A 14602-nucleotide genomic window follows, 5' to 3' on the forward strand; every position below is an offset into this window, starting at 1 on the left:
ACCACCGCCGCAACCGAGCTCGGCACCCACCCATCGCGCATCAGCGAACTCGAACGAGGCACCCGCCGACCCCGCGAGCTCGAACACCGCTACCGCACCTGGCTCGACCAACAAGCCTCTTGACCATTCATAGGAGCATCACCGACGGCGGAACCTTGTCTGCGGCGAAGCCATAGGCGGCCGTCGCCGTCAGGCCGGTCTTGCGGCGCACGGTGGATTCTTTGGACCGTTGACCGCGCTCAGCGCGGTCAACGGTCCAAAGAACGAGACCCTTCCACCGATGGGCGGCCATACGTCACCGCCGCCGCCGCCGGCCCGGCGTTCGGTCAACCCCGCCGCCGCCGCTTCAGGCGTCGGCGTGGGAGGCGGTCCAGGCCAGCAGGTCGTCGGCGGCCCAGGTGTTGACGATCTCGTCGACGGCGATGTCGTGCGCCGCTGCCTTGTCGCAGCCGAAGTTCTGCCACTCGAGCTGGCCGGGGGCGTGGGCGTCGGTGTCGATGCTGATCTTGCAGCCCCACTCGAGGGCGAGGTCGAGCAGGTCGTCGGGCGGGTCCTGGCGCTCGGGGCGGCAGTTGATCTCGACGGCCTTGTCGAAGCGGGCGCACGCGGCGAACACGATCTCGGCGTCGAAGTCGGAGGGCGGCCGTCCCCGGCCCACCACCTTGCGGCCCGTGCAGTGCCCCAGGATGTCGGTGTGGGGGCTGGCCATGGCCAACACCATGCGCTGGGTCATCAGTTGGGGTTCCATGCGCAGCTTGGAGTGCACCGAGGCCACGACGACGTCGAGGCGGGCGAGCAGGTCTTCGTCCTGGTCGAGGGTGCCGTCCTCGAGGATGTCGACCTCGATGCCGGTCAGGATGCGGAACGGGGCCAGCTCGGCGTTGAGGGCCTCGATCTCGTCGAGTTGGGCCAGCAGGCGGTCCCGGTTGAGCCCGTGGGCCACGGTGAGGCGGGGGGAGTGGTCGGTCATCACGAGGTACTCGTGGCCGAGGGCCTGAGCCGTAGCGGCCATGTCGGCGATGGGCGCCCCGCCGTCGGACCAGTGCGAGTGCAGGTGGCAGTCCCCTCGCAGCGCCTCCCGGATGTCACGGCCCGCTCCGAGGGGGACGACCGTGGACTCCTCGAGCTTGCGCTGGTACTCGGGCACGAGGCCCTTCGCCGCCTCGGCGATGGCGGTGCCGGTGGAGTCGCCGATGCCGTCGAGCTCGGTGAGGGTGCCGGCGGCGGCCCGTCGGGCGATCTCGTCGTCGCCCAGCTCACGCACGATGTCGGCCGCCTTCTGGAAGGCCCGCACCTTCTGCGACGGCTGGAGGCCCCGGTCGAGCAGGTAGACGATGCGGTCGAGCGCCTCGGCCGGCGCCAGCGGCTCGGTCACGACGTCACCCCGGGCGCGGTGGTCAACCCGCCGATTCCCGAGTGTTCGCCGGCCGCACGGTCTGTCGGTCGACCGCTCCCACCGGCGACGAGGACCTCGGTCGCCGCACGGGTGGTCGGGCGAGCGGACGCACCGGCCCCTGCGGCCGCGCCGGCGGTCGGTCGGGCGCCGCCACCGGTTGCGTCTGCTGTCCTGACCGGGTCGGCGGCATCGCTGGCACGGTTGGTCGACGAATGCCCGTCCGTGGCTACGACGGCTGCACGGTCAGGCGTCGGCATCGCCACGGTCGCTTGGTCCATTGGGGTCGACCCTACCGGCGGCCGGTACGGTCCGAGGATGGAGAGATTCGGGTTCGTCGGCCTTCCCAACGCGGGGAAGTCGTCGCTCTACAACGCCCTCGCCGGCGGCGGCGCCCTCGCCGCCCCGTACGCGTTCGCCACCACCGACCCCAACGTGGGCGTGGCCAAGGTCTTCGACGAGCGCCTCGACAAGCTCGCCGAGATGAGCCAGTCGAAGAACGTGATCAGCGCCGCCGTGCAGTTCACCGACATCGGCGGCCTGGTCGAGGGCGCCAGCAAGGGCGAGGGTCTGGGCAACCGCTTCCTGGGCGGCATCCGCGAGGTCGACGCAATCGTCTACGTGCTGCGGGCCTTCGCCGACGCCGACGTGCCCGGCCCGACCGACCCGCTCGAGCACCTCCGCATCGTCGAGCTCGAGCTCACCCTCGCCGACCTCGAGACCGTCGAGGCGCAGATCGAGCGGAAGCGCAAGGCCTCGAAGCTCGACAAGTCACTGGTCGACGAGGTCCGCGCCCTCGACGCGGTCCACGCCGTGCTGGCGGAGGGCACCCCTCTCTACCGCAGCGACGTGAAGGCGGCCGACCGCGAGCTGCTGCACTCCTACTGGTTGCTCACCAACAAGCCCGTGCTGGCCGTGGTCAACGTCGACGAGGAGCAGCTCGAGCACATCGAGGACGTCGTGGCGCCCGTCATCGCCGAGCTGGGCGACGACGCCCCCGTGTTCGGAGCCTGTGTGCAGCTCGAGGCCGAGGCGGCGCTGCTCGACCCCGACGAGCGCACCGAGATGCTCGAGGCGCTCGGGCTCGGCGAAGGGGCCCTGCCCCGCTTCGTGCGGGCCGCCTACAACGCGCTCGGCCTGCGCACGTTCTTCACCACCGGCGAGAAGGAGTCCCGGGCGTGGACGTTCCGGGCCGGGTCGAAGGCCCCCGAGTGCGCCGGCGTGATCCACACCGACTTCCAGCGGGGCTTCATCCGGGCCGAGGTCATTCACTGGGACGAGCTGCTCGAGGCCGGCGGCTGGCACCAGGCCCGAGACATCGGCAAGCTCCGTGTCGAGGGCAAGGAGTACGTCGTGGAGGACGGCGACGTCATGGAGTTCCGCTTCAACGTCTGAGGCGGCGGCGTGGGCGGGCAGGCCGTCATCGCAGAATGGGGTGCGCCGACCTCTCACCGGGCACGCGGCGACGAGCCGTCGGGTCCTCCATCTCGCTTCTCGCGGCCGAAGGGTCGGGGCGTCTCGCGCCGGCCGCGCCGCCGGCCGTCAGCCCACGCGGGCGGACTGGCCGCCGTCGACCGCCAAGACGACGCCGGTGATGAACGCCGACTCGTCGGACGCGAGGAAGAGTGCGGCGTTGGCCACGTCCCAGGCCGTGCCCTGCCGGCCGATCGGCACCGCCGCGGCCCGGGCGGCGGCGATGGGGGCGCGGTCACCGTCGCCCATCCGGGCCACCGCGTCGACGGCCATCGGCGTGTCGATGAAGCCCGGCATGATGGCGTTGGCCCGCACCCCGTACTTGGCGTTGGTCATGGCGAGGTTCTGGGTGAGGGCGTTCACGCCGGCCTTCGCCAGCTTGTAGGCGGTGAGGCCGCCGGCGGACGCGACCGCGGCCAGCGAGGAGATGTTGACGATGGCCCCGTTCCCGCTCCGGCGCAGCTCAGGGACGGCGGCCCGGCAGGTGCGCCACATGGCTCGGAGGCTGACGTCCATGATGCGGTCGTAGGCCTCGTCGGTCAGGTGGTGCGGCGGCGCGTCGCCGGCGCCGATGCCGACGTTGTTGTGCAGGACGTCGAGGCGGCCGTGGGCCTCGATGGCCGCGGCCACGACCCGGTCCGGCCCGTCGTCGGCGGCGATGTCGACCACCACCTGGACCGGATCGGTGCCCGTGAGCCGGGCGGTCTCGGCGAGGCTGGCGGCGTCTCGGTCGGCGAGCACGAGCAGGGCGCCCTCCCGGGCGAACGTGAGGGCCACCGCCCGGCCGTTGCCCACGGTCTCGCCCTCGGTCTGGCCGGCGCCGACGACGAGGGCCACCCGACCCTCGAGGCGACCGCCGCCGGACCGCCCGCCGTCGGCCCGCGCCGCCGGCGGGTCTGCCTGGTCGAACGAAGCGCCATCCGAGCGCTCCCCCTCGGGCCCTGCGCCTGCGAGTCGTCCCATGTCGGTGCCTCCCTGGCGGCGCCGGTCGTCGCTGCCGACGACATCGTGGCCCACCTGCGCGTTGCACATCGGCGGCGGAGGGGCCAGAGTCACCGCGTGCCCTGGCTGCTGCGCGACGACAAGGTGTTGGCCAGCCTCGACGTCGCCGACACCGCGCGGCTGCGCAGCCGCGGCCTGCTGGGTCGCGACGGCATCGACGGCGCCCTCTTGCTGCGCCCGGCGCGGGCCGTGCACACCGTGCGCATGCGCTTCCCGATCGACGTGGCGTACTGCGACGCCGACCTCGTCGTCCTGCGCACCGCCCACATGGCGCCCAACCGGATCGGGCGCCCGTGCCTGAAGGCGCGGTGCGTCATCGAGGCCGAGGCCGGCTCCTTCGAGCGCTGGGGCGTCGCCCCCGGCGTGCAGCTGGAGGTGCGGGCGTGACCGTGACGACGGTGCCGGCGATCGCGGCTGGTCTCCGTACTGCCCCCGCCGTGGGCGCGGCCGCGACGGGACGAGGGTGCTCGTCGTCGCCGAGCGCGGACACGGGACCGGCTCACTTCCTCGATTCTCGCCGTTGGACGGAGTCGGCGCCGCCCCCTCGCCGCGGGCCGGAGGGGGTCGAAGTCCGGACACCGACCGGCGAGTCGCTCCGATCCATCCGCCGTCGGCGCTCAGGTGGGCGGGAGGGGCGGGTGCTCGTGCTGGGGAGGACCGCCGTGGCGCCGCAGCGCGCCGACGAGGCCGACGAGCGCCACCGCCGCCCACGTCGCGTTCAGAAGGAGGAAGCCCCACTGCGCGCTGGCCACCGCCGTGACGGCCAGCAGGGACGCCCCCACCAGGTTGGTGACGAGGTACGGGATGCTCTCGGTCGACCAGCGCCCCAGCTGCGCGGCGGCGAAGCCGGCGAGCACGAGCAGGGCGCCGACGATCTGGACGGTGGTGGACATGGCGGGCGCTGACGGTAGCGGGCCGGGGCGTGGCGCCCTCATCCTGGTGGCCACGCCCATCGGCAACCTGGGCGATCTCGCGCCCCGCGCCGTCGAGGCGCTGGCCTCGGCCGACGTCGTCGCCTGCGAGGACACCCGTCGCACCGGCCGCCTCCTCGAGCACGCCGGCGTGCGGGCGCCCCGCCTGCTCGTGGTGAACGACCACACCGAGCCCACCCAGGTGCGCACCGTGTTGGATCTGCTCGACGCCGGACGGCGCGTCGCCGTCGTCACCGATGCCGGCACCCCGGGCATCTCCGACCCCGGCGAGCGCCTGGTGGCGGCCGCGGCCAACGCCGGCCACGTCGTCGAGGTGGTGCCCGGCCCGTCGGCGGCCATCGCCGCCTTGGTGGCGAGCGGGCTGCCCGCGGGCCGGTTCTGCTTCGAAGGGTTCCTGCCGCGCAAGGGCTCGGGTCGCCGTGAGCGCCTGGTCGCCCTGGCGTCCGAGCCCCGCACCATGGTCTTCTACGAGGCGCCCCATCGGGTGGTGCGCACCCTGGCCGACCTGGCCGAGGCCCTCGGGCCCGCGCGCCGGGTGACCATCGCCCGCGAGCTGACCAAGCTCCACGAGGAGCTCTGGCGGGGCTCGCTCGAAGGTGCCCATGCCTGGGCGGAGGAGCATCCGCCTCGAGGCGAGTTCGTGCTGGTGGTGGCCGGCGCTCCCGCGGCGGCGCCGGCCGAGGACGCCGACATCGTCGCCGCGCTCGAGGCCGAGCTCGCCGGCGGCGCCTCCAAGCGGGACGCGGCGGCGAACGTCGCGGCGGCTCTCGGCGTGGCGAAGCGCCGCGCCTACGACCTCGCGGTGGCGCTCCCGTGACGACGTCCCCGTCGTGGTCCTCCGCCCAGTGGCCGTGGGACGCGCCGCCGGCGCTCGAGGACGTCTACGACGAGGAGACCCTGGCCGCACTCGACGCGGGCGTCGAGCCCGAGCGCGAGGATCCTGGCACCGCCGCCGACGATGCGCCGACCGCGGCCCGGTGGCGGGGCTCGCTCGCCGGCGGCGCCGTCCTGGCCGGCATCGCCCTCGGTCTGAAGGAGGTCTTCGACCCCGAGCCTGATGGCGGGTCGATGATCGAGGTCGTCCGCGACACGGCCGCCGAGCCCGTCGACGGCGTCACCCTCTACTTCGTCCCCGACGACCCCCAGGCCACCGTGGCGGTCGTCCGCCGACCGGCCGGCGCCGCCTGACCCGCAGCCCAGTTCGCTAGACAGCTCTGTCCATTGTTGGACCCCGACGCCCCATGCGAGGATCCGGCGTCCCACGGCGTGGGGGAGCGGGAGGCTCGATGCGGGTTTGCACCAGGTTGTCCTCACTGGCGGTCGCCGGCGTGCTGTGCGCGGGCTCGCTGCTGGTCACCGGCGTCGACCCCGCGACCGCCTCCTTCGCGGCCACGGCGTCCCCGCAGACGACACCGCCATCGGTCCTCGAAGGTCCGGCACTCGAACCGTCGAGCCGGTGGCCTGGTTCACCGGCGGAACCCGGTACCGAGGCATCGGTGCCGTCAGCGAGCAGTGCGCCGAGCCCCGAGGTCACGAACGACCGTGACTTCTCTCCATTGACGCTCTTCGGGAACCGTGTCGACACCGTCGCCGTCCAGGACGACGGCAGGATCCTCGCCGCCGGCGACTTCGAGTTGTCGTCGCTGAGCCGGGAGAACGTCATCCGGCTCCTGCCCGACGGCCGCCGCGACCCGACGTTCGATCCCTCCCGCGTGACCTACGTCAACGACATCGAGGTGCTCGAGGACGGTCGTGTGCTCCTCGCGGGCACGTTCCGCAACGCGCAGGGAGGTCGCCGTCAGGGCCTGGCGATGCTGTTTCCCGACGGGAGGTTGGACCCCTCGTTCAAGGACCCCGAGATCGAGGGGTCCGTCAACTCCGTGGTGGATCTGGGCGACGGTCGCATCTTGATCGGAGGCGACTTCTACACCGTCAACAACCTGAACCACCACGGTGTGGCCCGCCTCGACCTCACCGGAGAGCTCGACCCCACCTTCAGCGACCCTGAGTTCGGCGTGGAGCGCCTGGACGACCTGCGAGGGGTGCGCGAGGTCGCGGTCGACGAGGAGGGTCGGGTGGTCGCCGTCGGCGACTTCGCGACCGTCGCCGGCGAGTCCCACCCCTCCATCGTGCGGCTCCTGGACACGGGCGCCATCGACCCCACGTTCGTGCCGGCGGTCGTGTCGTCTTCAGCCGGGGTCGAGGACCTCGCACTGCAGGAAGACGGGCGGATCGTGATCAGCGGTGACTTCGCGAGCGTCGGGGGCTCGTCGAGAGCCGACGTCGCGCGCCTCCTCGAGGACGGCGCGCTCGACACGAGCTTCACCAATCCCGCTGTCTCCGCCGGCCCCCCGAGCAATCCAGCCCGGGTCGAGGACGTCGCGCTCCAGGGTGACGGGGGCATCGTGATCGGGGGTGACTTCCGGCTCGTCGGTGGCGAGCTCCGCCGCAATGCCGCCCGGCTGCTCCCGAACGGCGAGCTCGACGCCACGCTGGCCAACCCGCTGGTCGACGCGCCCGTCCTCGGGGTGGCGGTCGCACCCGACGCCAAGATCGTCCTGGGCGGCTCTTTCACCCACGTCGAGACCCGCTCGTGGACCTTCATCGCCCGGTTACGCGCCGTCAGCATCCCTCCGTCCGGCGTGCTCGACCCGTCGTTCGGCGGCGACGGTGTGGTGCAGTCGGCGCTCGTCCCGTCGGTGTTCGCGACCGACGTCGCGATCCAACCGGATGGGCGGATCGTCTCCGCCGGCAGCGCCTCCGGGATCGGCGGGCGCATCGCCGTGATGCGCCACGACCCCAAGGGTGAGCTCGATCCCACCTTCGGCGGCGACGGCGGCGTGGAGACCAACGTCACCGCCGCGAACGACTGGGCCGAGGGCGTGGCGGTGCAGCTCGACGGCAAGATCGTGGTCGCCGGCCACGCCGGCTCCGGGTCGAGCGGCGCCATGGTCGTGGTCCGCTACCTGGCCGACGGGACCCTCGACCGCACCTTCAGCGGGGACGGGAAGGCCACCGTCGACTTCGGGCCGGGGACCGAGATCGCCTACGACCTCGCGGTCCAGCCCGACGGGCGCATCGTCGTGGCGGGGATCGTGGGCGGCAAGGGGGGCCAGTTCGGGTTGGCCCGCCTTCGGCGCAACGGCACGCTCGACCCGACCTTCAGCGGCGACGGCCGGACCGTCACCGACTTCACCAGGGGCCAGGACTGGGCCTACGCCATCGGGATCGCGTCGGACGGGCGCATCTTCGCTGCCGGAGGTTCGCTCGGGACGCTTCCGAGGATCGCGCTCGCCCGCTACCGCTCCGACGGATCGCTCGACACGGCCTTCGGCGACCGGGGCCGCGTGAGCGCGACCTTCGGCGGGCGGCTGGCCATCGCGACCTCGCTGGTGCTGCAGTCCGATGGTCGCCTCGTCGTCGGCGGCGTGGGTTCGAGCGGGACCTCCCCGGCCTTCGGCGTGGCGCGGTTCCTCCGCAGCGGCGCGGCCGACCCGTCCTTCGCCGGTGACGGCCGCACCCTCGTGGACGTCGTCGACGACGCCGAGGACGATGTCTACGACGTCGTCGTGCAGTCCGACGGCGCCATCGTGTTGGCCGGGGTCAGCGCGGTGGGCGGCGGCGCGTTCGCCGCCGCCCGCGTCCGGGAGAACGGCGTCCTCGACACCGACTTCGGTGTGAATGGGACGTTCATCCAGGACCTCACGCCGGGTGCGGACATCGCGTTCGCCGCTGCGCTGCAGGCGGACGGCAAGCTCGTCCTGGCCGGCGGTTCGGGCACCTCGGTCGCTCAGGTCACGCTGGCGCGCTACGTCACCTGATCCCATGGGCCCCGGCGCGCCGCCGCATCCCCGATAACTGTCAGACCGGGTGTGCACACTCTGGGCATGGTCCTTCCCCTCGTCGCCGCCCTCGTGCTCGTCGCCGTCACCGCCGTGGTGGTGGCGGTCGTCGTGCGGTCGGTGCTCGATCGCCAGGCCGAGGCGTCGCGGGACGCCACGGTGCGGGCGGCGGTCGACACCGTCTACGCCCTCGCGGGCGACAAGCTGGGCGACCAGCTGGCGGCCGGCAACCGCGAGCTCGACCACACCGGTCAGGTCATCAGCCAGCAGGTGGCGGGCATGGCCGGCGAGCTGGCCCAGGTGCGCGACCTCGTGGCCGCCCTCCAGCGCGAGCGGGCGGACCAGCAGGGCCGTCTCGACGCCCAGCTCGAAGAGGCCGCCCGGCGCAGCGCCGACCTGGCCGACGTCACCGGCGCGCTGCGCCAGGCCCTGGCCAGCCCCCAGTCGCGGGGGCAGTGGGGCGAGCGCATGGCCGACGACGTCCTGCGCCGGGCGGGGTTCGTCGAGGGCGTGAACTACACGAAGCGCAAGGCCGTCGGCGCCGGGACCATCCCCGACTTCACCTTCCTGCTGCCCGACGGCGACCAGCTCCACATGGACGTGAAGTTCCCCGCCTCGGCCTACCTGCGCTACCTCGAGGCCGAGTCCGACACGGACCGCGAGGCGCACCGCCGCCAGTTCCTGCGTGACGTCCGCGACCGGGTGAAGGAGCTCACGGTCCGCGACTACGCCGATCCCCGCTCAACCCCGGGGTACCTGCTCCTGTTCATCCCGAACGAGTCGGTCTACGCCTTCATGCACGAGCAGGATCCCGACGTGCTCGACCACGCGCTCTCCCAGCGCGTGGTCCTTTGCTCGCCCTCGACGCTGTTCGCGGTGCTGGCGGTGGTGCGCCAGGCCGTCGACCACTTCCGCCTCGAGCGAGCCTCGAACGAGATCCTCGAGTGCCTCGGCACCTTCACCCGGCAGTGGGAGAAGTTCTCCGAGCAGCTGGACAAGGTCGGCCGCCACCTCGACGGCAGCCAGCGGGCCTTCGCCGACCTCGCCGGCACCCGTCGCAACCAGCTGCAGCGGGCCGTCGACGCCGTCGTCGACCTGCGGGAGCGGCGGGGCATCGACGAGCTCGGGCCCGACGACGAGGCCGCAGGACCGGGAGGCGCGGGCGTGGCCCACCTCCGCGAGGTCAGCGGCGCCTGACCGGCTGCCGGCGCCCGACGAGCCGCCGGCACCAGAGTGGGAGGCGGCGAAGGCCACACGCCGTCGAAAGCCCGTCGGGCCGGGTTGGCGCCCCTCGGTAGCCTGAGCGGGTGCCCCGGTTCTACGTCACGACGCCGATCTACTACGTCAACGACGTCCCTCACATCGGCCACGCCTACACGACGGTCATCGCCGACGCCGTGGCCCGCTGGCATCGGCTCCTCGGCGACGACGTCTGGTTCCTCACGGGCACCGACGAGCACGGCCTGAAGGTGCAGCGGGCGGCGGAGGAGCGGGGGCTCGCCCCGATCGAGCACGCCGACGCCACCAGCGCCCGCTTCCGTGAGGCGTGGGAGCTCCTCGACATCAGCAACGACGACTTCATCCGCACCACGGAGGCCCGCCACGCCGCGTCGGTGACCAAGCTGATGCAGGCCGCCTACGACAACGGCTACATCCACAAGGACGTGTACGAGGGCCTCTACTGCGTGTCGTGTGAGGCCTACTACGCCGAAGAGGATCTCGTGGACGGGCTGTGCCCGATCCACAAGCGCCCCGTCGAGACCCTCCGCGAGGAGAACTGGTTCTTCCAGCTCTCGAAGTTCGAGGATCGCCTGCTCGAGTGGTACGCCGGCGCCGACGTGGTCCTGCCCGAGGGCAAGCGCAACGAGGCCGTCGGGATCGTGCGCCAGGGGCTGCGGGACATCTCCATCAGCCGCACCTCCATCGACTGGGGCATCCCCGTGCCGTGGGACCCCGAGCACGTCTTCTACGTCTGGTACGACGCGCTCATCAACTACGCCACCGCGGTCGGCTACGGCGACGACCGCGAGCGGTTCGACGCATGGTGGCCCGAGGTGCACCACGTGATCGGCAAGGACATCCTGCGGTTCCACACCGTCTACTGGCCGGCGCTGCTGATGGCCGCGGGCGAGGCGCCGCCGAAGCAGGTGCAGGTGCACGGCTTCCTGCTCATCGGCGGCGAGAAGATGTCGAAGACGTCCCTCAACCAGATCTTCCCGGCCGACCTCGTGGCCGACTTCGGGGTGGACGGCTTCCGCTACCACTTCCTCCGCGAGAACCCCTTCGGCCCCGACGGCGACTTCTCCTACGAGGCCATGGTGGGGCGCTACAACAGCGACCTCGCCAACAACCTCGGCAACCTGCTGTCGCGGGTGGCCACGGTGGTGGGCAAGAAGTGCGGCGGCGTGGCGCCCGCGCCACGCCCCGACAGCCCCCTCGCCCCGGTCGTCGACGCCGCCTACGATGCCACCGCCGAGGCCTGGGACCGCTTCGCCCCGTCGGTGGCCCTCGACGCCACCTGGCGGATCATCCGCGAGGCCAACGCCCTGCTCGAGGCCGCCGAGCCGTGGAAGGCCGACCCGGGGCCCGAGGTCGACGCCGTCCTGGGCGACGCCCTCGAGGCCCTGCGCATCGTCGCCGTCCTGGCCAGCCCCGCCGTGCCCCACGCAGCTGCCGAGGTGTGGCGTCGGCTCGGGCTGCCCGGAGCGCCCGAGGACCAGCGCCTCCCCGAGGCGGCGGGGTGGGGTCAGTACCCGGGCGGTGCCGCCATCGAGACGGGCGCCCCGCTGTTCCCGCGCATCAAGGCCTGAGCCGGCGGTGCGCTGGACCGACAACCACTGCCACCTGCCGGCCGACCTCGACGAGGCCCGCGCGGTCGTCGACGAGGCCCGCGCCGCGGGGGTGGAGCGGCTCGTGGACGTCGGCACCGACGTCGCCAGCTCCCGCGCTGCGGCCGAGCGGTCGGCCGCGCTCGACGGGGTGTGGTCCACCGCCGGCGTGCATCCCCACGACGCCGCCGGCGGGCTCGACGGCCTGGTCGAGGTCCTGGACCGGCCCGGCGTCGTCGCGGTGGGGGAGTGCGGCCTCGACTACCACTACGACCACTCGCCCCGCCCCGCCCAGCGTGAGGCCTTCGCTGCCCAGGTCGCGTTGGCCCACGAGCACGGGCTGCCGCTCGTGATCCACACCCGGGAGGCATGGGAGGACACCTTCGCCATCCTCGACGACACCGGTGTGCCGGAACGCACGGTCATGCACTGCTTCACCGGCGGGCCCGACGAGGCCGAGGCGTCGCTCGAGCGCGGGGCCCACCTGTCCTTCAGCGGCATCGTCACCTTCAAGACCGCCGACGACCTCCGGGCCGCGGCCGTGGTGTGCCCCCTCGACCGGCTCCTGGTCGAGACCGACTCCCCGTACCTCGCGCCGGTGCCGCATCGGGGGCGCCCCAACCGCCCGGCGTTGCTCGTGCACGTCGGGGAGGCCGTCGCGGCGGCGAAAGGGGTGACGGTCGAGGCCGTCGCCGAGGCGTCCTGGGACAACGCCGAGCGGTTCTACCGCCTCACTCCCTGACCCACACGCTGCGTGCCGCGCGACTCGCTCGGGGCGCGAAGTGGGCGGCGCGCGTTGCGGTTGTGTTACGTTTCGCGGACCGATATGCGACGACGACGGAGCCATGGGCGGGACCTGACGGTCGACGAGGGGACGATGACCCCGCAACGACCCCGCCAGCGCGCCCGCCTTCTGGGTGCCTCGGCGGTCGTCCTCCTGCTCCCCGTCGCCGCCCTCGCCCTCGCCGGCACCCTGCCCAGCCAGGATCTCGCCGACCAGCTGGGCGCCACCGAGGTTCTCACCGAGGCGCCGGCGACCACGGCCCCGGTGCTCGGCCGCGAGGCCGTGCCCGAGCCCCGCCGCCTCGACGACCCCAAGGGCGTGGCGGTGGTGGCGCCGCCCACGACCACCACCACGACCGCGCCGCCTCCCACCACCGAGGCGCCCGAGCCCGAGCCGGAGCCCGAAGCGGCACCGACGCCCGCCGCCGCGCCGGCGCCTGCCCCGCCCACGACGGCCGCACCCGCCCCGGCGCCACAACCTCCTCCTCCGCCCGCCCCCGCCGGCAGCGTGAGCGCCAACCTCGACGCCATCGCCCGCTGCGAGTCCGGCGGCAACCCCGACGCCTACAACCCGGCGGGCTACTACGGCGCGTTCCAGTTTTCCCTTGCCACCTGGCAGGGCCTCGGGTTCACCGGTGACCCGCGGGACTACACGTACGCCGAGCAGAAGTACGCCGCGGTGCACCTGGTGGCCCGCAGCGGCTACTCGCCGTGGCCCCACTGCGCCCGCAGCCTGGGCCTGCTGTAAGCCGCCCCCGCACCACCGTCCGTAGACTCCGCCCGTGCTGACCCGGCGCGACGTGGTGGCCCTCCTCGAGGCGCACGGCCTGGCCCCCAGCCGGGCCCTCGGCCAGAACTTCGTGGTGGACCCCAACACCATCCGCAAGGTCGTGGACCTCGCCGCGGTCGGGCCGGGCGACCCGGTGGTGGAGATCGGCGCCGGGCTCGGGTCGCTCACCACGGCGCTGACCGAGGCCGGGGCCGAGGTCACCGCCATCGAGATGGACAGGCACCTCGTGCCCGTCCTACGGGAGGTGCTGGCCGGGACGTCGGTGCGCATCGTGGAGGCCGACGCCCGCGAGGTCGACTGGGACGACCTCCTCGGCGGCCACGAGCACTGGTCGCTGGTGGCCAACCTCCCCTACAACATCGCCACGCCGCTCGTGGCCGACCTGCTCGACTTCGTCCCAGCCGTCGACCGCATGCTCGTCATGGTGCAACGCGAGGCCGCCGAGCGGCTCGCGGCGCCGCCTGGGGGCAAGACCTACGGCATCCCGTCGGTCAAGGTCGCCTACTGGGCGACGGCCGAGGTGGTGGCGCGGGTGAGCCCCAACGTGTTCCTGCCCCGACCCAACGTCGAGTCGGCCTTGGTGCGCATCGTGCGCCGCCCGGCGCCGGCGACCGACGCGGACCCCGAGCGCCTCTTCGCCCTCGTCCGAGCGGGCTTCGGCCAGCGCCGCAAGATGCTCCGCCGCTCGCTGTCGGGCCTCGTCACCCCCGAGGACTTCGAGCGGGCGGGCGTCGCGCCGGAGTCCCGGGCGGAGGACCTCGACGTCCTGGCCTGGGGCCGGCTGGCCGGCGCCCTCGCGCCCTCCTCCTAGGGTGGCGGCCGTGTCCGAGGTGGTGGTCGAGGCCCGCGCCAAGCTGACGGTGTCGTTGCGCGTGACGGGTGTGCGCGAGGACGGGCTGCACCTCATCGACGCCGAGATGGTCAGTCTCGACCTTCACGACACCCTCACCTTCGCACCGGGTGACGGGCTCGAGGTGGTGGGGGAGCCGGCGGCGCCCGCCGACGAGGACAACCTGGTGCGGCGAGCGCTGCGGGCCGTGGGGCGCACCGCTCACGTGCGCCTCGACAAGCACATCCCCGCGGGAGCGGGCCTCGGGGGCGGGTCGGCCGACGCCGCCGCGGTGTTCCGCTGGGCCGGGGTCGAGGACCTCGAGATGGCCGCCCGCGTCGGGGCCGACGTCGCCTTCTGCGTGGTGGGTGGTCGGGCCCGCGTGCGCGGCATCGGCGAGGTGGTCGACCCGCTGCCGTTCGAGGCCCGGACCTACACCCTGCTCACCCCGCCGCTGTTCTGCTCGACGCCGGCCGTCTACCGGGCGTGGGACACGCTGGGTGGACCGACCGGCGAGCACGGCAACGACCTGGAGCCGGCGGCGCTGGCCGTGGAGCCCCGCCTCGCCGAGTGGCGGGACCGGCTCGAGGCCGCGACGGGGCAACGGCCACGCCTGGCGGGCAGCGGTTCGACCTGGTTCGTCGAAGGTGCCTTCGCGGGCGACGGCCGTGTCGTCGCCCGGACCACCGAGCGCTGAACGGGCGCGAGGAACGCCCCCGTCAGCGGGGGA

Annotated in this window: 14 protein-coding genes; 11 read left to right on the forward strand and 3 right to left on the reverse strand. The window is 73.3% G+C overall.

Features of this window, described 5'->3' with window-relative positions; genetic code table 11:
* Window positions 1–346: 346 nt before the first annotated feature.
* Window positions 347–1363, reverse strand: coding sequence for a PHP domain-containing protein (locus JNK12_19430; GenBank protein ID MBL8778121.1), 1017 nt, complete (start codon window positions 1361–1363; stop codon window positions 347–349).
* 348 nt (window positions 1364–1711) lie between these two features.
* Here JNK12_19430 and ychF point away from each other — a divergent pair, with 348 nt between their 5' ends.
* A complete protein-coding gene (gene ychF / locus JNK12_19435; protein MBL8778122.1) occupies window positions 1712–2788 on the forward strand; it encodes a redox-regulated ATPase YchF in 1077 nt (358 codons plus the stop codon).
* 147 nt (window positions 2789–2935) lie between these two features.
* On the opposite strand, the gene JNK12_19440 is transcribed toward ychF, so the two are convergent.
* Window positions 2936–3829: an SDR family oxidoreductase gene (locus tag JNK12_19440; GenBank protein MBL8778123.1), complete on the reverse strand. Its 894-nt coding sequence runs from the start codon at window positions 3827–3829 to the stop codon at window positions 2936–2938.
* A gap of 96 nt (window positions 3830–3925) precedes the next feature.
* Here JNK12_19440 and JNK12_19445 point away from each other — a divergent pair, with 96 nt between their 5' ends.
* On the forward strand, window positions 3926–4255 hold the full coding sequence (locus JNK12_19445; protein MBL8778124.1) for a DUF192 domain-containing protein: 330 nt from the start codon (window positions 3926–3928) through the stop codon (window positions 4253–4255).
* A gap of 230 nt (window positions 4256–4485) precedes the next feature.
* Here JNK12_19445 and JNK12_19450 read toward each other — a convergent pair whose 3' ends face one another.
* Window positions 4486–4761 (reverse strand): hypothetical protein, encoded by a 276-nt coding sequence (locus JNK12_19450; protein ID MBL8778125.1) that lies wholly within the window; start codon window positions 4759–4761, stop codon window positions 4486–4488.
* On the opposite strand from JNK12_19450, the gene rsmI reads away from it, so the two are divergent.
* The 9 genes from rsmI (at window position 4760) to JNK12_19495 (ending at window position 14569) form a co-directional block, all read left to right on the forward strand.
* Window positions 4760–5617, forward strand: coding sequence for a 16S rRNA (cytidine(1402)-2'-O)-methyltransferase (gene rsmI, locus JNK12_19455; protein ID MBL8778126.1), 858 nt, complete (start codon window positions 4760–4762; stop codon window positions 5615–5617). The genes JNK12_19450 and rsmI overlap by 2 nt on opposite strands.
* The gene (locus JNK12_19460; GenBank protein MBL8778127.1) at window positions 5614–5988 is read left to right on the forward strand and encodes a hypothetical protein; all 375 of its coding nucleotides are present in this window, start codon (window positions 5614–5616) and stop codon (window positions 5986–5988) included. Before rsmI ends, JNK12_19460 begins: the two co-directional genes overlap by 4 nt.
* 368 nt (window positions 5989–6356) lie before the next feature.
* A complete protein-coding gene (locus JNK12_19465; GenBank protein ID MBL8778128.1) occupies window positions 6357–8621 on the forward strand; it encodes a hypothetical protein in 2265 nt (754 codons plus the stop codon).
* A gap of 66 nt (window positions 8622–8687) precedes the next feature.
* On the forward strand, window positions 8688–9839 hold the full coding sequence (locus JNK12_19470) for a DNA recombination protein RmuC (protein MBL8778129.1): 1152 nt from the start codon (window positions 8688–8690) through the stop codon (window positions 9837–9839).
* A gap of 110 nt (window positions 9840–9949) precedes the next feature.
* A complete protein-coding gene (gene metG, locus JNK12_19475; protein ID MBL8778130.1) occupies window positions 9950–11452 on the forward strand; it encodes a methionine--tRNA ligase in 1503 nt (500 codons plus the stop codon).
* Between the two features lie 7 nt (window positions 11453–11459).
* Window positions 11460–12212, forward strand: a complete 753-nt coding sequence (locus tag JNK12_19480; GenBank protein ID MBL8778131.1) for a TatD family hydrolase — start codon at window positions 11460–11462, stop codon at window positions 12210–12212.
* A gap of 135 nt (window positions 12213–12347) precedes the next feature.
* Window positions 12348–13001, forward strand: coding sequence for a transglycosylase family protein (locus JNK12_19485; GenBank protein ID MBL8778132.1), 654 nt, complete (start codon window positions 12348–12350; stop codon window positions 12999–13001).
* Between the two features lie 34 nt (window positions 13002–13035).
* Window positions 13036–13854 carry a 16S rRNA (adenine(1518)-N(6)/adenine(1519)-N(6))-dimethyltransferase RsmA gene (gene rsmA, locus JNK12_19490; GenBank protein ID MBL8778133.1) on the forward strand — a complete coding sequence of 273 codons (819 nt, stop codon included), beginning with the start codon at window positions 13036–13038 and terminating at the stop codon, window positions 13852–13854.
* 1 nt (window position 13855) lies between these two features.
* Window positions 13856–14569, forward strand: a complete 714-nt coding sequence (locus JNK12_19495; GenBank protein ID MBL8778134.1) for a 4-(cytidine 5'-diphospho)-2-C-methyl-D-erythritol kinase — start codon at window positions 13856–13858, stop codon at window positions 14567–14569.
* The last annotated feature ends 33 nt before the right edge of the window (window positions 14570–14602 follow it).

The sequence above is a fragment of the Acidimicrobiales bacterium genome (assembly GCA_016794585.1).
Classification (GTDB): Bacteria; Actinomycetota; Acidimicrobiia; order Acidimicrobiales; family DATDAH01; genus JAEUJM01.

What these genes read in the sequence shown, in the direction of transcription:
- ychF (MBL8778122.1), top strand. Translation starts at nt 1,712, where the DNA reads ATGGAGAGATTCGGGTTCGTCGGCCTTCCCAACGCGGGGAAGTCGTCG.
- JNK12_19440 (MBL8778123.1), bottom strand. Translation starts at nt 3,829, where the DNA reads ATGGGACGACTCGCAGGCGCAGGGCCCGAGGGGGAGCGCTCGGATGGC.
- rsmI (MBL8778126.1), top strand. Translation starts at nt 4,760, where the DNA reads ATGGCGGGCGCTGACGGTAGCGGGCCGGGGCGTGGCGCCCTCATCCTG.
- JNK12_19450 (MBL8778125.1), bottom strand. Translation starts at nt 4,761, where the DNA reads ATGTCCACCACCGTCCAGATCGTCGGCGCCCTGCTCGTGCTCGCCGGC.
- JNK12_19470 (MBL8778129.1), top strand. Translation starts at nt 8,688, where the DNA reads ATGGTCCTTCCCCTCGTCGCCGCCCTCGTGCTCGTCGCCGTCACCGCC.
- JNK12_19485 (MBL8778132.1), top strand. Translation starts at nt 12,348, where the DNA reads ATGACCCCGCAACGACCCCGCCAGCGCGCCCGCCTTCTGGGTGCCTCG.